This window comes from Achromobacter pestifer (assembly GCF_013267355.1).
Classification (GTDB): domain Bacteria; phylum Pseudomonadota; class Gammaproteobacteria; order Burkholderiales; family Burkholderiaceae_B; genus Achromobacter; species Achromobacter pestifer_A.
This window is the reverse complement of the sequence record NZ_CP053985.1, coordinates 6266145-6288901: the sequence shown is the minus strand read 5'-3', so window position 1 is coordinate 6288901 and position 22757 is coordinate 6266145. Positions and strand designations below refer to the sequence as shown.

Below are 22757 nucleotides of genomic sequence, written 5' to 3'. Positions count from 1 at the left end.
CCTAGTTCCAGGAAAATTCGAACGCGGGGTCGTCCGCCCGGCGCGTTCCGATAGGCAGACCAAGCACGTCCTCAGCGCTGCTGAGCAGTATGTTGCGCGATACGATGGACGGCATTTGCGCAGCGCGTTCCACGCACAGTTCCGCCTTCAGTTCGCGGGCTTGCAGGGTTTGCGGATCGTCGTCCTGGCTTGACGCCACCAGGTTGACCACATGCAAAGCCAGCTGCGTTTCTCCCTGTCGCTGCAAGGTCCGCGCGTGGTTCAGCACCGACTCGACGTCGCCCAATGCGGCACGCAACGCGGCGGCAACCGCCTGCGGATGCGCCGGATGCAGCGTGGTTGGGTTGCGGTCCCACCAGCCGTTCTCAGAACGCCAGATCTCCCGCACGATGTACTCCGGACAGCCGTAAATCGGCCGCAGGAACGGGTGACCGAAGATCTCGGCCGGATAGGACATGTCCGCCAGGATATCCCGCTCGTCCATGCCCTGGTTCATGCGCGCCACCACCTCCGCGCGCAGGTAGCGCAATGCCCGGACGGTGACCGAAAACGCTGCCTGTATCTCTTCGGGGCGCGTCACAGGATCACCGAATTCCGGCATCAGAATGGTGGCGCCGAGCGCCTGAAGGCGCTCCAGGGATTCCGCCCAACGCATCGGATCCCGGAAGGTGCGCAGCGGCGTCCCGGCGTTCGGGATGCTACGGATGAATGCGGGTCCCGCATACAGGAATCGATCCTGGGGCAGCCATACCGCAATGCTGTCATCGGTTTCCGAGGGCGCATGTATCAGTTCGACGCGGCGGTCGCCGCAGTCCAGCGAAAGAAAATCTTCGAACTGAACGTCGGGCGACGGGAACGCGTCGGCCGCGTACGCTTTGAATTCCCTGCGGAATTGCCGGCCGTTCAACCATTGCTGCAAACCAGCCGTCTCCACGTATCGGCCATAGCGTCGCGCAACGCCGCGGTGTCCAATCAAGACCGGTGCGGCTTCGCCGCGCGATTCCGCATGCTCGCGCCAGGCGGAAACGCCCGAGTTGTAGCCGTTGTGCCCGTGGCTGTAGACGATGGCATGGACGGGCGCTTGAGTGATGGCGCGCAGATTCGCGATCATCGCCGCCGTGATCTTGCCTCCCGGTCCGGCGTCCACCACTACGACGCCGCGGCCTGTCTCGATGGCAAGCGAATTCCCCTGCCCTCCGATCGTGTGGATGCCCTTGACGATGTCCCTGCGGACGGGGTTGTCGAACAGCACGACCCCTGCCGTCCCCTTCTTGACTGCATCAGCACCTTGCATCTCGTTCCTCCTCAATCCAGCTTGATGTTGTTTTCTTTCATGACCTCGCCCCACTTGCGGACCTCCTCGTTCACGAATTGCTTGAATTGTTCAGGCGTCTGGGGCGCAATTTCCACGCCGGTGGACAGCAGTCGTTCCGTAAAGGCCGCATCGGAAGCCAACTCATTGATTCGATGATTGACCAGTTGCACCACATCGGCTGGAGTCTCCTTCGGCGCAAGCAGGCCGAACCAGCCGAACCCGACCACATCGGGATATCCGGCTTCCTTGAACGTGGGGGCGTCCGGATAGATCCTGGAACGTTCGGGCGAGGCGACGGCCAGCACACGCAGGCGCCCCTCGCGGATGAATGGCAAGGCGCCGGTCAGCGAGGTCAACGTCGCATCCACGCGCCCTGCCAGAAGTTCGATGTAGGAGGCGGCATCGCCCTTCATCTGGATCGGCAGCAGCTTGAATCCCGCCTTCATCGAGAACAATTCCGCGGTCAGGTGCGGCGAGGCCCCGTAGCCGGAGTTCGCGAACGTCACGCCGTCCGGGCGGCTGCGCGCAGCGCTGACAAAGTCTGCGACGTTACGGTAGGGGCTGTCCGCCTTGACCACCAGAAACAGCGGCGTGACAACAACCGGGCCGATGAACGCGAAGTCCTTCCGGAGGTCGTAGGACGTCTTGACATTGGCAGCCGCGAAATTCGCGATGGGCGCCGCCGCATAGAGCCAGGTGTGCCCGTCAGGCTTGGCACGGGCCACGTACTGATTGGCGATGCGCGTCGTTGCCCCGGGCTTGTTTTCGACCACGTAGTCCCCGCCGAACCTGGCGGCCATCCCCTGGAGGATGAGACGCAGCGAGGTGTCGTTCGGTCCGCCGGCGGCGAAGGGGGAAACCGCCACCACGGCGTGTGTCGGAAAGGTGGCCTGGGCCCAAGCCGGCAGGCAATACATTGCCATCAAGCCCAGCCTGGCCAAGTGCTTTGCAAATATGAACATGCTTGTCTCCGTGGATTTTTGCCTATGTCGCTGTCTGCCCGGCGGCCATGCCAGGGTGTCCATGCGTGGACAAAATTCTAGGGACTTCGGCGCATGTCGAACACATTGTTCCAAAGAATGAAACGTTGATCGCCGATGGCAATACGACACCTAGAATTTGCCCGGATATGTGACCAATGACGCCTATCCCAAAGGAGACAAAAACCATGACACCCGCCGACGTTCTGATGCGCAGCCACGGGCTTATCCAACATGCCCCCCATGTGTATACGCTGGGCGGCCAGGGAAATTCCCTGGTCGTCGACCTGGGCGCTAGCCTGTTGCTGGTGGATAGCGGACCGGGCGGCGACATCACCCGCCGCATGATTCAAGAAATTCGTCAGCGCCTGGGCAAGCCTGTCGCCTTCATCGTCTATAGCCACGGCCACATGGGCTACAACAACGGCGTCGACGCCTGGCGACAGGCGGCCCGGGAAGACGGCCATTTGCCGCCTCAGCTCATCGCCCATGAAAATGTCGCACGCCGGTTCCGCCGCTATCGGGAAACCGCCGGCCTGCAAAGCCATACCAATACCCGTCAGTTCCGCACGGCCTACCCGGAAGATCCGCCCTCGAACTGGTTCACGCCGGCCGATACGACGTACCGGCACACAATGTTCGTCCATGGCTCGGAGCGTTGCGTGCAATTGCTGCACGCGCCGGGCGAAACCGACGATGGAACCGCCATTTGGATTCCGGAATCCAAGGTGCTCTATGGCTCGAACGCATTCATCAAGACCTGCCCCAACAGCGGCTCCCCTTACCGCATCTTGCGCGACCCCTGCGTGTGGGCCGATACGCTGGAACGATTTCTCGAGCTGGATCCTGAGGTATTGATCCCCGAGTTCGGCAAGCCCTTGACGGCGAAGGAGGAAATCGCCGAGGCCCTTTCCGTTCCGGCGCGAGCCCTCCGATACCTGCGGCAGGAGGTGGTGCGCCATATGAATGCCGGCATGGCGGTCGAAGAAATCATCCATGCCGTGGAGCTGCCCGCCGAACTGTTCGGGAACGCGTATATGAAACCTTCCTATGGTTGCGCGGAATTCGTGATCCGCGATGTCTGGCGTTCCGAGAACGGCTGGTGGAACCGCAATCCCACGGACCTGCATCCCAGTCCGGTTCGGGCGGCGGCTGGTGCGGTGCTGGGCGCCGTGAAACGTCCAGAGCAAGTGCTGCAGCATGCCCTCTCCTTGCAGAAGGCAGGAGAAACCCAGCTTGCCCTGCATGTCGTCGACCTGCTGGCGTTGGCGGATTCAGATATGCCCGCCGTCATGCAGGCCCGCCGCCTGAAGGCGGAACTGTGTGAGCAACGCGCGCAGGAGCTGCCCTCTTTCGTTTCGCGCAGCTTGCTACTCAGTGCGGCAGACACCCTGCGCGGGCAAGCCATCGGGCAGACGCCAGGCCAGAAGGTCGGGTTTGACTGGGTATGACTGCAACAGGCGACACTGACAGGACGAAATTGATATGCCTCAATTGACTGACGACACCATCGCCGCATACGGCGTCGAGACCGGTTGGCGATTTGGACTGGAATTCGATGTGCGCTGGAGTGAACTGGATGCGTTTCGCCACGTAAACCACCGCGCACACCTGGGCTGGTTCGAAGAAGTCCGCAATGCGATGTTTCTTGAATTGGACTATCCGCCCTTCGCGCTGAACGGCGCAGGTCCGGTCATCCGGGAATTGGGCGTTGGCTATGACAAGCCCATCGGCATCGCGACCCGGGTCGTGGCCACTGGAAAATTCGCCTGGCTGAAGAACTCCAGCTTCCGCATGGAGTTCGCGGTGTGGCACCAGGGGCGGGTCGCGTCCAGCCACGCAATCTGCGTCTGGCTGTGCAATGCTTCCGGGGAAAAGGTTGTTTTGTCGGAAAGCCTGCGCGAGCGTATTCATCGCCTGTATGCGGCGGACGATTTACGCTGACGGCCTATCCCTTGCCCGCGAACGCGCGGGCTTCTTGAGTTCCTCATTGAGGGTTTCCGCCACCCCGGCCAACAGCCTCGGCACGGCGGTCCTCGCATCCTGCCCGGCCGGGGTGCGTGTGGAGATCGCACATGACAGAATCAGCAGGTCTTCGCCTGGCCGGCGGTACAGGGTCCTGGCGTAGACGGCGGTGTCCTGATGCACCAGGTTTTCCGTCATGACGTAGCCTTCCCGTCGATGAAAGGCTGCCGCGGTGCGATACAGGTTCAAATACTTGACGACGTCGTCTTCATCCGTGGCGTAGTGCAGCTCCCGTATCGCCCTGGCCCGCTCGTCTTCGGTTGCGCCGATCAGCCAGGCCAAACCCGCGGTGCTGCCGCAGAACGGCAGGGAAAGCCCTATTCCTGGCCGGCGGCGCAGCACATCGTTAGCGCTTTCCGATTGAAGCGACACAATGCGCAAGTGGTCCCGCATGCTGATCGTGGCTGTCCCGTCGATCAGCTGCGCCAGGCGCGTCAGGTGCTGCGACATGGAGGGACTGAGGAAGTTTCCCGACATCAACGGATAACCCAGGCACAACACGCCGATGCCGAGGATGAACTGCCCATTGTCCGGGCTCACCCGCAGGTATCCCAGTTGTACCAGCGTATGCGTCAGCCGCGATACCGTAGCCTTGGGAAGCCCCGTGCGTTTGGTTATTTCGCCGTTGCTGAGCACGGCATCGCGGCTGTCGAAGCATTGCAGCACGCGCAGCCCTCGTTCAAGCGTGGTGGTAAGGCGGCCCGTTTGTCCGGGCTTTTTTGGGGAGGATATGGGGTCCATGCGGCCAGCGAGGGAATGAAATCAGCTGGACATTGTCCTCTGTACTTTCGCGAGCGTAAACGGGTACCTGCGCTTAAGCTCCCCCCCCCATGCTTCGAGAACAAGTCGATCTGCCGTTTGGGCTAGGCCAAGCTTCAGCGCGGCCCCAACACCTCGGCCAATTGCGCTCCTTGAGGCATGCCTCTGAATTTCTTGACCAAGCCGTCATTCTCCCTGACCACGATGCCAGGCGTGCCTCGGAACCCGCTCGACAGCATCAACATGTGGTTGTCTTCGAGGATCTGGAGCACGGCGTCGGGGACGTTGTCGGCAGGCTTGATGCCACCCTGATCAAACTTGTGTTCGTTTTCCGTCAGCGCGGCCGTTGGGTCGGAAGCACCCAGGATAGCCGCCGCCTTTGCCGGGCTGTCTGCCCGGATCACGCCCACGAGCAGATGGCGAAGCTGCACCTTCCCGGCATCCACCCAGGGGCGTGCTGCTTCCCAGAACTGGTGGCAATAGGGACAGTTTGCATCGGAGAAGGTGTAGATAATGCGGGGCGCGTCGGGTTTCCCGTCCTGCACCCAGGTCGCGGATTCCAGTTGACTCCAAGTCTTCTCACCCATCGGCTTTTCAACCAGGTCCCGCAGTTTCATCCGGTCGATGGGCTTGCCATTGACGTCCAGGCGCGTGCCCACGATAGCGTTGCCATCGCTGGTGACATAGACCGCGATGGGGCGGTCCTCTGCCGTGCCCGCGAAAGCGCGCAGGCCGCCTTCGACATCGAACTCTCCCACGATGGTGAGGCCCTGCGCTTCCAGTGCCTGGATGGCCGGCGGTCGGCCGCCGGTCTGGGCCTGACTGTAGCCGGCCGCCAGCATGAGCGGGATGGCTGCGATGGACGAAATACGCATACGCAATGCAAACATGGTCATTCCTTACTTGGGTGAATCTTGAATGCCGCCTCGGGGCAGATCGAAACGCCGCGACATCTTGTCCTTGAGACTGGCCATGGTGATCTCGCCCAGATGCGTATCCACCAAACGTCCCTGCGCGTCAAAGAACAAGGTCGTGGGCAGGCCGCGCGAATTCACTGCCCGCATGGACGCGGACGCAGGGTCGAGCAGAACGTTGCTCAATGCCAGGCCTTCGTCCTGGATGAAGTCATGCGCCAGTTGCGCGCTCTCCCCCTGGTTGACCAAGACGATGCCTACGTCCGGGAACACGGACTGCGCTTGTTCCAGGACGGGCATCTCACGGCGGCAAGGCGGGCACCAACTGGCCCAGAGGTTGACGACTAGCGGTTTGCCCTCGTATGACCTCAGCGCGATGGGCTTCCCATCCAGCGTTGCCAACTGCAGGTCCGGTAGACGTGGCGGCTCGTGCAGCAGCGGCAACACGGCGCCGCCTGCGAACCAGGCCACGACCCCGGCCAATACGCCCACATAGATGGGACGGCGCGGCGCCGGCATGGTACGGGTCCGCCACCAGACGAAGGCAAGCGTGGCTGGCACCCCAACCCACCAGTAATACCCGCCATCGCCGATTGCGATCAGCGACATGGGCGCCGCGAAATAGTCTTCCCACCAGAAGGCTATGTATCCCAGGCGAGCCGCCACAACGCCCCAAAACACGGCGTCGAGCAGCACGGCGCCGGCAAGCCGATGAGAAGCGTCCGGCAAGCGTCTGGCCAGCGCGCGCGTCACCAGCCAGGAAAGCAGCACTGCCGCGACGACGCCTATGCTTTGAATGGAGAAGGGACCGATACCTATCATGGCGTGCCCGCCTTGTTCAGGCGTTCCAGGAAATCAGCGGCGCTGACCTCCCCCACCACACGGAGGTCTCTGCGCTCCGTGCCGTCAGGCCCCATCAGGATAAGCGTGGGCGGCCCCATGACGCCCCAGTGCTTGAGCAGGGCCTGGTCCGTTGCGTCGTTGCGCGTCACGTCCGGCCGCAGCACCTGCATGCGCGCCAGCCGCTGCGCCACGGCGGGGTCGCCGAACACATTGCGTTCGATCACGTGGCAACTGATGCACCAGTCGGCGTAGAAGTCGATCAAGGTCCATTGGCCTCGCGCGGCTGCTTCCGCCAGGCGCCTGCTCACGTCCTCGACCGACTTGGCCTCAACGTAGGCCGGTTTGTCGGCGGTGGCCGGCGCGGCGGCCGACGAGGCGGCGCGCAGATGCGCCAATGGCTGCGACGCTGAATCACCTCCCGACGCGGCGCCCACAAGCATGAAGATGGACCACAAGCCGGCAATGGCTCCCAGTGTGCGCAAGGCCCACATCAGACGCAGCCTTTGCGCCACCGCTTGCGCCCAGGCCAGCAGACCGATGGCGATGGACAGTATCCAAGCCCCCCAGAGCACCAGGCTCAGGGTGGATGGTAGGAAGCGGTCGAGCATCATCACCGCCATCCCGACCATGACGTAGCCGAATGCGATACGCACGCGATCCATCCAGGCGCCCGGCTTGGGCAGTACGCGGGCGCCGAATATGGCGATCACCAGCAGCGGCAGGCCCATGCCCAGGCCCAGGGCAAACAATGCCAAGCCGCCATACAGCGCGCTGCCTGTCTGGCTGATGTAGAGCAGCGCTCCCGCCAAGGGCGCGGTCATGCACGGCCCGACCAGCAATGCCGACAAGAACCCCAGCGCCGCAGCGCCGACCGCGCTGCCGCCCGCCCTCCCCGCGTTGGCGGACCCGACCCGGTTCAACAAGGCGGAAGGCAAGCGCAGTTCGAACATTCCGAACAAGGAACTGGCGAGAATCAAGAACAAGGCCGCGAACGCTCCCAGCAGCCAGGGGGATTGCAGGGTCGCCTGGAGATTGGCGCCTGCCAAGCCGGCTGCCACGCCCACGGCGGCATAGGTGGCGGCCATTGCCAGCACATAGGACAGGGACGTGACGAAAGCGCGCCGCGGCCTGGCCTGAGCGCCCACGACCATGCTGGAGATGATGGGAATCATCGGCAAGGTGCAAGGCGTGAAGGCCAGGAGCAGGCCGAAGCCGAAGAACAGCAATGTGCCTGCGATAGGCCCCAGCGTCGCCAGGCGTTGAGCCGCCGCCTGGTCCTCGGCGACGTTGGCTGCGCCGCTGGCGCCCGCCTCTGGCTGACTGGCACTGGCAGGAGGCACGGCAACGCTACCGGCTCTAGCCGCCGTCGCGGGCAAGTTCAAGGCCATGGTCTGCGGGGGGTAGCAGATGCCCCCTTCCGCACACCCTTGCCAATGCAGTGTCAACGGACCTGTGACGGAGGCAGGAAAACGCAGTCGCAGTGCATCTCCAAGATAGATTTCCGTATTGCCAAAGAACTCATCATTCTTGGGCGTGCCTGGTGGAAGATCCAGGCGGACTTCCTCGCCCTGTCCGGAAAGCAGCTTCAATGAGTGGCGATAGACATAGTAGTTCTCGGCAATGTGTCCTTGCGCCGCCAGTTCCGTCCCTTGCCGCTGCACCTGCGCCAGTTTGAATACATTGACCGGATCCAGGAATTCGGCTTCCTCCTTCCAGGAAAACAGACCAGTGCTCGCCCATGCACTGCCGATGGCGAGAAAACATAGAAAGACAACGGCCAGTACTCGTCGATATACAAACAACCTCATTCCTCCGGGGCAATAGTCGGCCTTCCCCGACCGCCCTCATGTTGAGGCGCAGGGGAGCTTATCCAGCCATGATGGAGGAGATCGATTAACTGAAACTAAAGAAGGGAAAGCTAGCGCGGAATGGTCGGGAATCAGGGCGCCGGCCATTCTTCGCTGAAGAGTTCTGGCCTAACATATAGGCCCTTGGTTGCAGCAGATTGGGATTCAAATGCGGGTATTGCTGGTAGAAGACGACGAACTGATCGGCAAAGGAATCGTGGCTGGCTTACGCGCGCATGGCATCACGGTGCACCACGTTTGCACGGCCGTTGAAGCTGAAACCGCCCAAACGGAAAACTCCTTCAATGCCTTGGTGCTCGACCTGGGACTTCCAGACCGTGACGGAATGGAATTGCTCTCTGCCGTGCGAACCATTGAACCGTGTTTACCCGTGCTGATACTGTCCGCCCGAGATGCCATAGACCACAGGATCGCGGGCCTGCACCAGGGCGCCGACGACTACATGACCAAACCGTTTGATCTGCGCGAACTGGCAGCGCGATTACATGCGCTGGTCAGACGCACACAGGGGCGCGCAGCCCAGATCATTACGGCGGGACCATTGCGCCTGGAACCCGAAAGCGGCCTTGCCTGGCTGGAAAACCAAGCCATTTCCCTATCGCGTCGCGAGGTGGATCTGCTGGCGCATCTGGCCGCGGCCAATGCGAGGTGGATTCCTCCTGATGTGCTCAACGAACGCCTGTACGGGCTGGGCGAGGAAGTGAGCAGCAACGCGCTCAACGTCCATATCCACAACCTGCGCCGCAAGCTCGGCGCTGAAGTGATTGAAACTTCGCGTGGTTTGGGATACCGGCTGGGTTGGAGGCTCAGCGCATGAGTTTGCGTCTTCGTGCCGTCCTGATCGCAGGCATTTCTCTTATGGTTTTATGGGCGGCGGCAGCCGCCTGGATGATGCTGGGCGTGCGCGCCGACGTTGCCCGTACACTCGACGGCCGGCTGGCCATGTCGGCTCGCATGGTCTCTGGCCTGCTTGCAGGCTCGGTGATGGACCCCAACGCCAAGCCGGCGGATTTCGCGCAAGCAGTCCGTGTCAATGGCAGCGAAGGAATCGCTTGCGAGATTCGCGCACTTCGCGGTGAAGTCCTGGCGCGCACCAACGGCAGCCCGGCCTCGGACTTCGAAAGCCTGCCTGGCGGTTACAGCACGCGCATGATAGAGGGTCACGAATGGCGGATTTATGTGCTTCGTGACGACGGCTACCAAATAACGACAGCGGATCGTGTTGATCAAAGGAACACGCTGATCAATGAGTTGCTGTTTGCGGCAGGCGTGCCATTCCTGATTGCACTTCTTGGCGGACTGGCTGCTCTTTGGATCGGTATTGGGCAAGGCCTTGCGCCGCTGCAAGCCTTGCGCATGCAATTGCGGGTCAAAGAGACGGACGACACCACGCCTATTGCGGTCGCGAAGCCGCCAACGGAGCTTCGTCCGGTCCTGGATGCGATGAACGGACTATTGGGACGCCTGGCCCAGGCACTCTCAAGCCAGCGGGCGTTTACGGATGCGGCAGCGCATGAGTTGCGAACCCCTCTGACCGTGATCGATACCCATCTGCAAGTGGCCAGGCTGACTGAAGGCGAAGAAGCGGAGTCTTCACTTTGCAGCGCCGAAGAAGGCGTAAGGCGCTTGCGGCGCACCCTCGACCAAATGATGGTTCTTGCTCGTGCCGAGGCATCAATCAACCTGGAAGACAGGTGCGCATCCATCCAGGAAGTCATCGCCAGCGTCATCAATGCAACAACTGTCGAAGCACAGGTACGCTTGGCGCTTTCCGTCCATGGCTCCGATAGTGGTAGCCCGATTCCCCGCGGGATGCTGGAGGCTGCCGTCCGAAACCTTGTGGACAATGCAATCCGCTACTCTCCCGAAGACATGCCTGTCGAAGTCGTGGCGCACTTCGAGTCCCCGACTCGACAATGCCGTGTCATCGTGGCCGACCGCGGGCCGGGGCTCAGTGAAGATCAAGTCTCCAAAATTGGTCGACGCTTCTGGCGCGCAGACCAAGGCCGAAGCCGCAACGACGGCGCTGGTCTTGGTATCTCGATCGTGCATGCCATCGCCGAGCGATTCGGGGGGACGCTGAATCTAAAGCCCCGAGAAGGTGGAGGCCTGACTGCGGAACTTGTGCTTCCATGTTTCCCGCTTGTTCAGTGAACTTCCATGGGTGCACTTCCACGTCAGCACGCTGCGCTTGTGGCCCTTCGCAGTTGTGATTCCACAATTAATTCAATAATCGTTGTATTATTGAATTTATGAATGAAGATCAAGCGGTCTCCGCCCTCAGTGCCTTGGCTCATGCCCAACGCCTACGCGTGTTTCGCGCCCTGGTCGTGGTTGGCCTTGGCGGCCTTACGCCCAGCGTTATGGCCGAACAGCTGGGCCTCGCGCGCAACACGCTGTCCTTCCATCTGAAGGAGCTTGCGCACGCCGGCCTGGTCTCCGTCGAGCAACAGGGTCGCAACCTGATCTACCGCGCCGACTTCTCTCACATGAACGGGCTGCTGGGTTATCTCACCGAACACTGCTGCCAGAACACCCCGTGCGAGGTGTCCGATCCGGGAGCCTGCACAGCCTGCTGAGCTGTCTGAGCCAGCGGCCGGTTGCTGCGTGCCGAACACCAACTCCCTTACCCGCTGCTACCAGGAACTCCCATGTCAGACTCTTCTTTCAATGTGCTCTTTCTCTGCACCGGCAACTCCGCGCGCTCGATTCTTGCCGAAGGGCTGCTTAATGGGCTGGGCGGCGATCGCTTCCGCGCGTACTCCGCCGGCAGCACTCCCAAGGGCGAGGTCCATGCGCTCGCTCTCGCCACCCTCAAATCCTATACGCTGCCCATAGCGGGCTACAGGAGCAAGAGCTGGGATGAGTTCGCTTCCCCCGGCGCTCCGAAAATGGATTTCATCATCACGGTTTGTGACAACGCGGCGGGTGAAGCCTGCCCCGTATGGCCAGGCCATCCGATGACGGCGCATTGGGGCGTGCCGGATCCTGCCGCGCATGAAGGCGGCGAGGACGAGCGCCTCAGGGCCTTCCAAGATGCCGCGCGGATGCTCAAGCGCCGCCTCGAACTGTTCCTGTCTTTGCCGCTGGACCGCCTCGACGCCATGTCACTCCAGGCCGAGCTGCGCGGCATCGGTCAGTCCCGCGAGTAAAAACCGATGACATGCAGCACACAGGCGGCGTCGCTTGCGCGCCAGCGCCCCGCGATGAGCATTTTCGAACGCTACCTCACGCTCTGGGTCTTCCTCTGCATTGCGCTGGGCGTGACGCTGGGCCAGCTCATGCCGACCTTGTTCCAGGCCATCGGGCGGCTGGAAGTTGCGCAGGTAAACCTTCCGGTCGGGCTTCTGATCTGGATCATGATCATTCCGATGCTGCTCAAGGTCGATTTCGGGGCGCTGGGCCAGGTCGGGCAGCATTGGCGCGGCATCGGCGTGACGCTGTTCATCAACTGGGCGGTGAAGCCGTTTTCAATGGCCTTCCTGGGCTGGTTGTTCATCCGCCAGGTCTTTTCACCGTGGTTGCCGGCCGACCAGCTCGACAGCTACATCGCGGGCCTGATCCTTCTGGCGGCTGCGCCCTGCACCGCCATGGTCTTCGTCTGGAGCCGGCTGACGGATGGCGATCCCGTGTTCACGCTGTCTCAGGTGGCGCTGAATGACACGATCATGGTGTTCGCCTTCGCACCTGTGGTCGGGCTGTTGCTGGGGCTGTCAGCCATCACGGTGCCATGGGATACGCTGCTCGTTTCCGTGGGCCTGTACATCGTGATTCCGGTGCTCCTGGCGCAGCTATTGCGCCGCGCGCTATTGCGCCGCGGCCAGGCGGTCTTCGAGGCGGCGCTGGAGCGTATCGGGCCATTCTCGATGGCGGCCTTGCTGCTGACGCTGGTACTGCTGTTCGCGTTCCAGGGCGAAGCCATTCTTGGCCAGCCATTGGTGATCGCGATGCTGGCCGTGCCGATACTCATCCAGGTGTTCTTCAACTCGGGGGTGGCGTACTGGCTCAATCGCCGCGTGGGCGAGAAGCACAGCATTGCGTGTCCGTCCGCGTTGATCGGGGCATCCAACTTCTTCGAACTCGCCGTCGCGGCCGCAATCAGCCTGTTCGGATTCCAGTCTGGCGCCGCGCTGGCGACCGTCGTGGGGGTGCTCATCGAAGTGCCGGTCATGTTGTTGGTGGTGCGGATCGTCAACCGGAGCAAAGGCTGGTACGACGCCGGCATCCAGCGGAACTGATTCTCGTGCAGCGCGCTCCCGTACACGTCGTCGGTTCGCTGGGCACGGCCCAGACGCTGGCCTGGGCGTCATCCTATTACCTGCCGGCGATGCTGGCGGATCCGATTGCCCGCGACCTGGGGGTGCCGGCGCCGGCAGTGTATGCGGCCTTTTCCGCTGCGATGGTGGCCTCGGCCGTGGTCGGTCCGTGGGCCGGGCAAGCGATCGACCGTCATGGCGGGCGCGTCGTCCTGGCTGGCACGAGCTTGCTGTTTGCGTTGGGGCTCGGCTTGCTGGGCGCCGCCCAGGGCCTCTGGACCATGGTTGCCGCCTGGCTCGTCATCGGCGTGGCGATGGGGGCCGGGCTGTACGAGGCTGCCTTCTCCAGCTTGGTGCGCCTGTACGGCCATCATGCCCGCGGCGCCATCACGGGGATCACGCTGATCGCCGGTTTCGCCAGCACGGTGGGATGGCCGCTTTCGGCCTGGATGGAAGCGCAATTCGGTTGGCGCGGTGCATGCCTGGGCTGGGCAGGCTTGCACCTGCTGGTCGGCCTGCCGTTGAACGCATGGTTTCCGAAGGCGCCGGCCGCGGCTCGAACGCAAGATCCTCCGGACTGTGCGCAGGAGGGCCCCTCCTCTCCTCCAGGGCCGTGGCAGCAGGGGTATGCCACGGCCCTCCTCGCCTTCGTGTTTGCGGCGACGTGGTTCATCAGCACGGCGATGGCCACGCATTTGCCGCGCATGCTGGAAGCCACGGGCGCCACGCTTGCCGCGGCCGTGGCGGTGGGCGCGCTCATCGGTCCCGCGCAGGTGGCAGGCCGCCTGCTGGAGTTCGGCTTCCTGCGGCGGGTCCATCCCTTGCTGTCGGCGAGGCTTGCCGCCCTGGCTCATCCGGCTGGCGTCGCCGTGCTGCTGGGCGGCGGTCCGGTAATGGCGCCGCTGTTCGCCATCCTGCATGGGGCGGGCAACGGCATCCTGACCATCGCCAAGGGCACCTTGCCGCTTGCGCTGTTCGGCCCTCAGGGCTATGGCGCGCGCCAAGGCTGGCTGATGATGCCGGCGCGCGTTGCGCAGGCGCTAGCACCGTTTCTTTTCGGGCTGGCGCTGGATAGCTGGGGGGCCAATGCGTTGTGGTTGTCCGGAGGGATAGGTTTGAGTGCCTTTGCAGCCCTATTGCTGCTGCGCGCCCGGCCTTCGATTCATTGAAGTTTCAGTGTTGTATGTACAGAGGTGTTGCATGAAGTTGATCCAGAAGACCGTTGTGGCCTGCATCGGCGCGGAGGTGGCCCATGTCTGAAGCCTTGGCCGATTTGCCCAATATCGATCCGTCGTTGTTCCATCCGCCCAGCGAGGCCGGGCTGTTTCCTGCCACGCGGGCCATGCACGCGCCGCGGTTCCTGCTGCTGTATGGGTCGTTGCGCGAGCGTTCCTATAGCCGCCTGGTGGCTGAGGAAGCGGCGCGCCTGCTTCGGGCGCTGGGGGGCGAGACCCGGCTGTTCAATCCCTCGGGGCTGCCGCTGGTCGATGACGCCAGCGAAGACCATCCCAAAGTGCGGGAGCTGCATGAGCTGGTCCAGTGGGCCGAAGGCATGGTCTGGAGTTCGCCTGAGCGCCACGGCGCGATGACGGGGTTGATGAAGACCCAGGTCGACTGGATTCCGCTGTCGGTGGGCGCGCTGCGCCCCACTCAGGGCAAGACGCTGGCGGTGATGCAGGTGTCGGGCGGATCGCAGTCCTTCAACGCCGTGAACCAGATGCGGGTGCTGGGGCGCTGGATGCGCATGTTGACCATTCCGAATCAGTCGTCAGTGGCCAAGGCTTACCAGGAATTCGATGACGTGGGGCGGATGAAACCCTCACCCTATTACGATCGCATCGTGGATGTTGTCGAGGAGCTGATGAAGTTCACTCTGCTTACGCGCGATGCGTCGCCCTATCTCGTGGACCGCTACAGCGAACGCAAGGAGACTGCCACGACGCTGTCGCGCAGGATGAAGCAAGCGTCTATCTAGGCCGATCTCGGGGATTCATGGCAAGGGCATCGGTGGTGAAAACATTTGCTTAATTGGGCGTTCGCCGTCCCATCAAGCCAACTGCCCAGCGGAAATTCAGTCGCCACTTGTGCTCTCCCAGGCGCGCATCCGTAGGCGGCAATGGCGCAGCGCACGCACGATATGCTTGCCAACCATATCGCGCGAGATGTCCAGTCGCGACGCGATCTCCTGGTGCGACAGCCCTTCCACCTGGCGCATCAGGAAGGCCTGGCGGCAATTGGCCGGCAGCTCGGCCAGCGCCCGGTCCAGGCGTGAAAGCTGCTGACGCCGGTAGGCCCGGTCTTCCAGCCCCGCTGCCGGGCACGGTTGGGATTCGGCCTGTGCGTCCAATGGCAAGGTGGCCTGCGCAAGCTGCTGGCGGCGCAGGTCCAGCGACAGATTGATGGCGGCTCGGAACAGGAAGGCGCGAGGCTGTTCGATGGCGGCGCCGCCATCGCGGCCCAGCACCCGCGCATAGGTCTCCTGCACGACGTCAGCGGCATCGTGCGAATTGCCCAGCTTGCGTGCCAGAAAGCGCAGCAATTCCTTGTAGTACTGCTCCATCGACCTATCCCCCTCGTGCCGCCATGGTGGTGATGCCACGCCGTAGGATCCTGCATAATGTGCAGCCATGCCGCCAGATATCTTTCTGGCGATCGCCACGCCGCAAGTGTAACAAATCTCATTCTCTTTAACTGCGATGTCAGCAAACCCTTCCCCAACGACCCGTGCGCAGGATGACATCCTGACCGAACAGGCGGTGGAATGGTGCGTGCGTGTGAATGACGGCGCTTGTACCGAGCAGGATTTGATTGCCCTGCAGCGCTGGTTGGACGCTGATCCGCGGCATGCGCGCGAGTTCGAGGCAGTGCAACAGCTATGGTCGATCTCGCGCGAGCTGCCTGCCTCGGGCGGATTGCCCGCCGCGCAACAGCCGGCCCGGCGAGCCCCTGCTGCTCGCCGCTTGTTGCGCCTGGCGGCCGTGGCCAGTGCGGCCAGTGCCGCTGTCTGGGCGCTGGGCTGGTCGTTCGCCTGGCTGCCTAGTTCATACCATCGCTACAGCAGCGCGCAGTTGGCGCAGACCGTCGAAATGAGTGATGGCACCGAAGTCGACCTGAACGTGAACAGCTCGCTGGTCTATCGGAATTATCGCGACGCCCGCCGCGTCCGCCTGGATGACGGCGAAGCGTTCTTCCGCGTCACCCATGACGCCGAGCACCCTTTCGTGGTGGAGGCCGGGCGCGGCACGATCACGGTCACAGGCACCGCATTCAATGTCTTCAAATCGGGCGAAACGGTCATCGTGACGCTGTTGGAAGGCAGCGTCGAGGTGCAGGCAGCCCCGGCAAGCGGGCTTGTCAAGGCGTTACGGCTGCGGCCGATGACCCAGGCCCGCTACAGCGAGCGCGGCGCCCCGTGGCTGCGGCCCGTCCAGGAAAGCGAGATAGCGGCCTGGCGCCACGGCAAGCTGGTGCTGAACGATACGACGCTGCGCGATGCGGTCATGCAGCTGAACCGCTACCTGCCTGCGGATGAACAGTACACCTCCGTCGACCCGTCGATCGGCGGGCTGCGGCTGGGCGGGACTTATGACACACGCAATGCCGCGGAACTGGCGCGTGCCCTCCCCGGCATTCTTCCCGTGCGTACGCAGCGCGGCAGTGACGGCGGTCTCATGCTGGTGCCTGCCTCCCGCGCCCCGTAAATTACATTTATTTACGTTTTTCTGTTCCTAAAAAGGCGAGCCCCAGCGTCTTAGGTATTGGTATTCATTTTCAGTCTCATTTAAATCCAATACTTGGTGCTCCATCATGCGCGTCCGTTTTCTGGCTGTACGCCTTCTTGCGGTTTTTTCGCGGCCCACTCACCCGCAACGGCTTTTCGCGGCGGGCTTGCTTGCTGGCGCAAGCGTGGTGGCACAGGCCGCCCCGGTAGACATCGACATCCCTGCCCAACCTCTTGCGCAGGCGCTGCACGCGCTGGGCCAGCAGGCCAACCTGCAAGTGCTCTACAGCCAGGATTTGGTGCAAGGCCAGCGCAGTTCCGGCATTTCCGGCCGCATGGAGCCCGCCCAAGCGCTGGACCAGCTGCTGCGCGGCCGGGATATCCGCTACTCGATCAGCAACAACACCATCACTTTGACGCGCGGCGCTTCGACTTCCACGCTCGCGCCCATCACGGTGTTGGCCCAACAGCCGGATTCCGATACTTTCGTGGCCACCTATAGTTCGGCGGGCACCAAGACGGACACGCCGCTGATCGAGGTGCCGCAGTCGATCTCGGTGGTGACCGCTGCACAAATACGCGAGCAGAATCCCCAGACGCTGGGCGACGCCGTCAGGTACACGCCCGGCATCGTGGTCCAGGAAGGGTTCAACCGGACGGACGACCCGTTCATCATCCGTGGCTTCGATGTGCGAACCAACCCGGGGGTGATGTTCCGGGACGGCTTGAAGCTGCCCCTGCCCCACTACAGTGCGGCGGCCGAGCCCTACGGCCTGGACCGGATCGAGATCGTCAAGGGACCGGCCTCGGTGTTGTACGGCCAGGCGGCGCCGGGCGGCATCGTCAATACCGTGTCCAAGCGGCCAACGGACACGCCACTGCATGAAATCCAGGTCAGCGGCGGCTCATACAACAACAAGCAATTGGCGGGCGACTTCGGCGGCCCGCTGGACGCGAACGGCAAGCTGTCCTATCGCTTGACGGGCTTGGTCCGCGATAGCGACACCATGATCGACCATATCCCGGATGATCGTCATTTCTTCGCGCCCGCGCTGACGTGGCGGATCAAGCCGGACACCACGCTGACCGTGCTGGCCAGCTACATGAAGAACAAGACGACCAACAACGCGGGCTATCCGCTGGAGGGCACGGTCAAGTACAACCCCAATGGCCGCATCCCTTCGGACCGGTACACCGGCGAACCGGACTGGAGCAAGTGGGACCAGGAAGTTGAAACGCTGGGCTATCAATTTGCGCACCGCTTAAATGAAACGTGGCAGTTCAAGCAGAACCTGACGTATGCGCAGTCGCGCAACCGCGTGAATCACGCGTACTGGTGGTCGTGGGTGCCCGGCAGCAACTTCAGTACCGCGGAGCGCGGCGCCTACCGGCGGGACGACGACGCCCACGGCACCAGCGTCGACAACCAGTTCAATGCGACCTGGACTTCTGGCCGCTTCAAGCACGATGTGCTGTTCGGCCTGGACTATACGCAGACCTCGCTGACTCGCGAGCAATACGCCGGATACAACAACCTGGCGCCGATCGATTTCTTCAACCCACGCTATGGCTCGCCGGTAAACATTCCCGCCACCCCGAATTTGCATACGGTCGAGACGCGGGCGCAGACCGGGATCTATGTCCAGGATCAGATCAAGTTCGACGAAAAATTCGTCATGGTGCTGAGTGGCCGCTACGACGATGCGACCGGCAAAACCCTGAACAAGCTCAATAACACCGTCACGCGCACGTCGGACAATGCGTTTACCTGGCGCGCTGGCCTGTTGTACCTGGCGGACAACGGCTTGTCGCCTTATGTCAGCTACTCGACCTCGTTTCAGCCGCAGACCGGCACCACTTCACCCGCCCGGGGCACGGCGCCGTTCGACCCCACGGAGGGCAAGCAATGGGAAGTCGGGCTGAAGTACCAGCCCGCAGGCTCCAACTCGTTCCTGACTGCGTCGCTGTTCGAACTGACGCGGACGAACGTTCCCACCAGCGACCTGGATAATCCGATCTACAACGTGCAGACTGGCGAAGTCCGCTCCCGCGGCGTGGAACTGTCCGCGACCGCGGAAGTCGTCAAGGGCTGGAACGTCGTCGCGGCCTACACCTATACAGACGCCGAGGTCACCAAGAGCAATACGTCCACCCAGGGCGCGACGCCGGAGGCCGTGCCGCGCAACATGGCGTCGCTGTGGTCGGACTACACGGTCCAGCAAGGTGCCCTGGGCGGGCTGAACGTGGGCGCCGGCGTGCGCTACCTGGGCTCCACCTTCAATACCGGCAATACCGCCAAGGTGGGCGATTACACGGTGGTCGACGCGGCATTGCGCTATGACCTGGGTGCGCGGAATCCCGCCTTCAAGGGCTTGAGCGTGGACTTGACGGTGCGCAATCTCTTCGACAAGGAATATGTGGCGTCTTGCACCTATGCCTGCTTCTATGGCGAACGCCGCACGGTGCTGGGCCGCGTGACGTACAAGTGGTAGCAAGCGCACGTCAGGCGGAGTCATCCAGGGACGTGGGCCTGGGCTTTTTTCGTCTGGGCTTTCAATGTGCGTCTGCGCCACCACAGCCAGAGGCCGCTGATGCCCAGCACGCCCAGGCCCAGACCGAGCAAGGCCACGATGGTTTCCCCGGCCACCCCGCCCAACTCTCCCGTGTGCAGCGGATAAAGCACCGAGTTGATGCGGGCGCCCGGATCCAGCTGGTTCCAGCGCTGCGCAGCCAGCACTTTGCCGTCGCGCGGGTCGAGCCAGACGGTGGAGCGGCCGTTGGGGTGCGGATCGTCGGGTACGCGCATGCGTATGGCCAGGGGCCGGTCAGTGCGCGGCGTGTAGAGCAGATAGCCTATCGCGCCGTCCGGAAATGCCTTCCGGGCGGCGGCGGCCAGTTCGTCCAGGGACCTGACCTGGATAGCGCCTGCGGGCTGCTCCGGCAGCTTGGGCGCCACGACCGGGACCTGGCCGCTGGCCAGCGTGATCCAGCCGCCCATGGGCCGCCATGCCAGATAGGCGCCGCTGGCCATGCATACCGCCAGCAGCAGCGCCAGGATGGCGCCGCCGTTGCGGTGCAGGTCGAACCAGGCCCGCAATGCGCCTTTGTCGAAGGCGATGCGCAAGGAAGGCGGCCATCTGCGCGGCCACCATACGATCAGGCCCGACACCGTCAGGACCAGATAGGCCAGCGCTGTCCAGGCGAGCACGGCTTTTCCGGTCCGTTCCAGCATCAAGGCGCTGTGCAGTTTGTAGACCAGGGCGACGATGCCTTCGTCGTCTCCCCTTCTGCCTTGTTCCCGGCCGCTGGCCGGATCGAGAAAGACCGTGCCGTCCCAGGCGCCCGGCGCCCTCACCCTGACCTGCATGGTTTCACCGGATTCGCGCGGCGGGCGGAAGGTGTAGGAGGCTTGCGGGCCGAAGTCGGCGGCCAGATCGCGGCGCATGGACTCGAACGAGGCCTGCTGGCTGCCGCCTGCGCTATCGGCCCGGAAAAACTCCGGATGCAGCAGCTTGTCCAGGGGCCGGGCGCCCACGAGGAAGGCGCCGGTCAGGCCGGACAGGATCAGGATCCCGCCCAGGCCCAGCGCGACCCAGCGATGGCAGAGCAGCCAGATGCGCCTGGGCATCAGTAAGCCAGGCGCGCCTGCAGGTAGACCATGCGCGGCGCGCCGACCATGCGGCCGCCGTTGGTGTCGACGTTGCGGGTGTAGTAGCGGCGGTCAAACAGGTTGTTCACGCCCAGGGCCAACTCGCTGCCCTTCCATTGCGGCAACTTGTAGCTGAGCTGCGTGTTCCAGACGCTGAAGCCGGGCACGCGGCCGTTGGTGGCGGCGGCGTTCTCCTCTTCGGTGTTGGCCGTGTCGGAGTACTGGCCGCTCTGCGCCGTGGTGTACAGGTTGAAGGTCCAGTTATTGCGGGTGTAGCGTCCGCCCAGCGTGCCGGTCTGGCGCGAATAGAACGGCACGTCCTTGCCTTCGAATTCACCGGATTTCTGGATGGCGCGCACGTAGGTGTAGTTGGCGTAGAGGTTCAGGCCGGCGAGCGGCCCGGATTTGTCGAAGTCGTAGTCGATGGCGAATTCGACGCCGTTGTGGGTGGTCGCGCCCAGATTGCGGAAGACCGCCGGGTTGGTGCCGGGAATCGACAGGATCTGGTTGTCGAACTTCAGGTTGAAGACGGTGAATTCGGTGTGGGTCTGCTCGCCCGAATAGCGCAGGCCGGCTTCGATGGTCTTGGCGACTTCGGGACTGAGCGGGTTGGACGCCGACATCGAGTTCAGCTGCGTGTACTGCACCGCGCCGAACGAGGTGTTGTAGTTGGTATAGAGCGTCAACGCGTCGTCGACCAGATAGGCGACGTTCAGCGACGGCAGGCCGCGGCTGTTGCGCAGGTCGAACGGCGTGTCGCGGGCGGTGCCGCTGGGCTGGCGGTTGGTGCGGATGTGTTCATAGCGCACGCCGGGCGTCACCCGCCAATTGCCGTAGGCGATGCGGTCGTCCAGATAGATGGAGTGCGCTTCGGTTTCGTTGTCGAAGACCTGGGCTGCGCCGATGCGCTGGCCTGTGGCCAGGGATTCCGTATAGCGCCGGTCCTGGCCGGTTTCGTGGATGTAGCGATACCCGATGGTCACGTCGTGTGTGGTCGGGCCCCATTCCAGGCGCTGCGTGTAGCGCGGCTCTATGCCCAGCACCTGGTTGTTGCGGGGTTGATAGTCGTTGCGGCCCGCCGTGGCGTTGATCAGCGAGCTCTGGCGCGAGCTGTCGTAGTGATAGACGCGCGCCTCGAACTCCTGGGTGTCAGAGATGGAGTTGAGGTAGCCAATGTCGACCTGGTCGCGCTGGCCCTTCCAGTAGTCGGTCGGATGGGTGTTCTGGAACGGATCGTCGCGGTATTGCGCCACGCTCAGGCCGCCCGGCGTCATGGACTTGACGTCGTAATGGGCGAACTTGCCGTAGATTTCCGAGGTCGGGGTCAGCTCGAAGCGCCACTTCAGCGCCACATCGTTGTAGCGGTCATGGCTGGCGTCGCGCCATTGCTCGCCGTCCATGCCGGAATACATCAGCGCCACGCCCAGTCCGTTTTCGAACTGCGTGCCCAGGAAGCCGGTGTACTGGGTGTTGGTGCCGCCCTGGCTGAAGATGTTGTAGCGGGCAGAGGCCTCGGCGGTGAGTCCGCTGGTGGTCGGAATCGAGCGGGTCTTGAAGTTGATCACGCCGCCCACGTTTTGCGGGCCGTAGCGCACTGCCCCGCCGCCGCGCACCACGTCGATGGCCTCGATGTTGCCCAGGCTGGTCGGCGACATCACCAGGTTCGGCTGGCCATAGGGCGCCATGGCCATGGGGATGCCGTCCAGCAGCATGGTGGTGCGGAACGAGTTGCGCGGGTTCAGGCCGCGGATGCCGACATGCAGGCCCACCGAACTGCCGCTGGCGCTGGTACTGCCGCTGATCTGCACGCCCGGCACGCGGCGCAGCACGTCGGCGACGCTGGTGGCGCCGCTGTTCTGGATTTCATCGCGTTTGACGAGCGTGCGCGCGCCGCCGAAGGTCTGCACGCTGTTCTCCAGGCCGGTCCCCAGCCAGTCGCCGCTGACCTGGATCGACTCCAGCGTGTTGGCGTTGCTGGCCGGCGCGGCCTTGGCCGCAGGGGCCGGCGCGCGCACCACATAACCCTGACCGCCCTGCTCCACTGCCACCAGGCCGGTGCCGGACAGTAGCTGGGCCAGACCGGAGTCCACGCCATAGCTGCCATCCAAGCCCTGAGTCCGCAGCCCACCCGTGTCCTCGGGACGGAACGAAACCGTGATGCCACCCGCCTTGGCGAAGGCGGAGAGCGCCTGGTCCAGCGGGCCTGCCGGGATGTGGTAGTCCTGCGCGGCGGTTTGTGTGGAGCTTGGGGCGGTATTTTGGGCCGCGTCTTGGGCGGCCGCGGGCGGCGCGGCGGCGAACGCGGCCGCCAGGCTCAGCGTCAATCCGGCCAATCGCAGGACACGAGGTTGGGTATAGTCTTCGGCTGCCACTTGGTCACATCCCTACAGGTCGTCAATTGGCGGTATGCCGAATGAGCGCTGGCAA

Annotated in this window: 20 protein-coding genes; 11 read left to right on the top strand and 9 right to left on the bottom strand. The window is 63.3% G+C overall.

The features are described 5' to 3' along the window. Window position 1 precedes the first annotated feature (1 nt). A complete protein-coding gene (locus FOC84_RS29670; RefSeq protein ID WP_173148619.1) occupies window positions 2–1294 on the bottom strand; it encodes an alkyl sulfatase dimerization domain-containing protein in 1293 nt (430 codons plus the stop codon). A gap of 11 nt (window positions 1295–1305) precedes the next feature. Then, a complete protein-coding gene (locus FOC84_RS29665) occupies window positions 1306–2277 on the bottom strand; it encodes a Bug family tripartite tricarboxylate transporter substrate binding protein (protein WP_173148616.1) in 972 nt (323 codons plus the stop codon). 206 nt (window positions 2278–2483) lie between these two features. Between FOC84_RS29665 and FOC84_RS29660 the strand changes: the two genes are divergently transcribed. Both FOC84_RS29660 and FOC84_RS29655 read left to right on the top strand, forming a co-directional pair. Continuing rightward, the gene (locus tag FOC84_RS29660; RefSeq protein ID WP_173148614.1) at window positions 2484–3746 is read left to right on the top strand and encodes an alkyl sulfatase dimerization domain-containing protein; all 1263 of its coding nucleotides are present in this window, start codon (window positions 2484–2486) and stop codon (window positions 3744–3746) included. Between the two features lie 34 nt (window positions 3747–3780). Continuing rightward, a complete protein-coding gene (locus tag FOC84_RS29655) occupies window positions 3781–4239 on the top strand; it encodes an acyl-CoA thioesterase (RefSeq protein ID WP_173148612.1) in 459 nt (152 codons plus the stop codon). On the opposite strand, the gene FOC84_RS29650 is transcribed toward FOC84_RS29655, so the two are convergent. The 4 genes from FOC84_RS29650 to dsbD form a co-directional block, all read right to left on the bottom strand. Then, window positions 4231–5061: an IclR family transcriptional regulator gene (locus FOC84_RS29650; RefSeq protein WP_173148611.1), complete on the bottom strand. Its 831-nt coding sequence runs from the start codon at window positions 5059–5061 to the stop codon at window positions 4231–4233. The genes FOC84_RS29655 and FOC84_RS29650 overlap by 9 nt on opposite strands. A gap of 134 nt (window positions 5062–5195) precedes the next feature. Then, window positions 5196–5969 (bottom strand): thiol:disulfide interchange protein DsbG, encoded by a 774-nt coding sequence (dsbG, locus tag FOC84_RS29645; RefSeq protein WP_173148609.1) that lies wholly within the window; start codon window positions 5967–5969, stop codon window positions 5196–5198. A 9-nt stretch (window positions 5970–5978) separates the two neighbouring features. Further along, on the bottom strand, window positions 5979–6815 hold the full coding sequence (locus tag FOC84_RS29640; RefSeq protein WP_173148607.1) for a TlpA disulfide reductase family protein: 837 nt from the start codon (window positions 6813–6815) through the stop codon (window positions 5979–5981). Beyond that, on the bottom strand, window positions 6812–8644 hold the full coding sequence (gene dsbD, locus FOC84_RS29635) for a protein-disulfide reductase DsbD (protein WP_173148592.1): 1833 nt from the start codon (window positions 8642–8644) through the stop codon (window positions 6812–6814). Before dsbD ends, FOC84_RS29640 begins: the two co-directional genes overlap by 4 nt. Before the next feature lie 208 nt (window positions 8645–8852). Here dsbD and FOC84_RS29630 point away from each other — a divergent pair, with 208 nt between their 5' ends. The 7 genes from FOC84_RS29630 (at window position 8853) to arsH (ending at window position 14935) form a co-directional block, all read left to right on the top strand. Continuing rightward, window positions 8853–9521, top strand: a complete 669-nt coding sequence (locus tag FOC84_RS29630) for a response regulator (protein ID WP_173148590.1) — start codon at window positions 8853–8855, stop codon at window positions 9519–9521. Beyond that, on the top strand, window positions 9518–10858 hold the full coding sequence (locus FOC84_RS29625; protein WP_173148588.1) for an ATP-binding protein: 1341 nt from the start codon (window positions 9518–9520) through the stop codon (window positions 10856–10858). Before FOC84_RS29630 ends, FOC84_RS29625 begins: the two co-directional genes overlap by 4 nt. 98 nt (window positions 10859–10956) lie before the next feature. Beyond that, complete coding sequence (locus FOC84_RS29620; RefSeq protein ID WP_173148586.1) at window positions 10957–11283, top strand: ArsR/SmtB family transcription factor; 327 nt, start codon at window positions 10957–10959, stop codon at window positions 11281–11283. A 72-nt stretch (window positions 11284–11355) separates the two neighbouring features. Further along, window positions 11356–11856 (top strand): arsenate reductase ArsC, encoded by a 501-nt coding sequence (locus FOC84_RS29615; RefSeq protein ID WP_173148584.1) that lies wholly within the window; start codon window positions 11356–11358, stop codon window positions 11854–11856. A gap of 6 nt (window positions 11857–11862) precedes the next feature. Next, window positions 11863–12942: an ACR3 family arsenite efflux transporter gene (gene arsB / locus FOC84_RS29610; protein ID WP_173148581.1), complete on the top strand. Its 1080-nt coding sequence runs from the start codon at window positions 11863–11865 to the stop codon at window positions 12940–12942. A 5-nt stretch (window positions 12943–12947) separates the two neighbouring features. After that, window positions 12948–14129 (top strand): MFS transporter, encoded by a 1182-nt coding sequence (locus FOC84_RS29605; protein ID WP_173148579.1) that lies wholly within the window; start codon window positions 12948–12950, stop codon window positions 14127–14129. Between the two features lie 83 nt (window positions 14130–14212). Next, the gene (gene arsH / locus FOC84_RS29600) at window positions 14213–14935 is read left to right on the top strand and encodes an arsenical resistance protein ArsH (RefSeq protein ID WP_173148577.1); all 723 of its coding nucleotides are present in this window, start codon (window positions 14213–14215) and stop codon (window positions 14933–14935) included. 96 nt (window positions 14936–15031) lie between these two features. Here arsH and FOC84_RS29595 read toward each other — a convergent pair whose 3' ends face one another. Further along, window positions 15032–15520 carry a sigma-70 family RNA polymerase sigma factor gene (locus tag FOC84_RS29595; RefSeq protein WP_173148575.1) on the bottom strand — a complete coding sequence of 163 codons (489 nt, stop codon included), beginning with the start codon at window positions 15518–15520 and terminating at the stop codon, window positions 15032–15034. A 208-nt stretch (window positions 15521–15728) separates the two neighbouring features. Here FOC84_RS29595 and FOC84_RS29590 point away from each other — a divergent pair, with 208 nt between their 5' ends. Beyond that, a complete protein-coding gene (locus FOC84_RS29590; protein ID WP_254241817.1) occupies window positions 15729–16661 on the top strand; it encodes a FecR family protein in 933 nt (310 codons plus the stop codon). A gap of 106 nt (window positions 16662–16767) precedes the next feature. Further along, complete coding sequence (locus FOC84_RS29585) at window positions 16768–19173, top strand: TonB-dependent siderophore receptor (RefSeq protein WP_173148571.1); 2406 nt, start codon at window positions 16768–16770, stop codon at window positions 19171–19173. A gap of 20 nt (window positions 19174–19193) precedes the next feature. Here FOC84_RS29585 and FOC84_RS29580 read toward each other — a convergent pair whose 3' ends face one another. Beyond that, on the bottom strand, window positions 19194–20309 hold the full coding sequence (locus FOC84_RS29580) for a PepSY-associated TM helix domain-containing protein (protein WP_173148569.1): 1116 nt from the start codon (window positions 20307–20309) through the stop codon (window positions 19194–19196). Further along, window positions 20309–22702 (bottom strand): TonB-dependent siderophore receptor, encoded by a 2394-nt coding sequence (locus FOC84_RS29575; RefSeq protein ID WP_173148567.1) that lies wholly within the window; start codon window positions 22700–22702, stop codon window positions 20309–20311. The genes FOC84_RS29580 and FOC84_RS29575 overlap by 1 nt, the downstream gene beginning before the upstream one ends. Window positions 22703–22757: the final 55 nt, after the last annotated feature.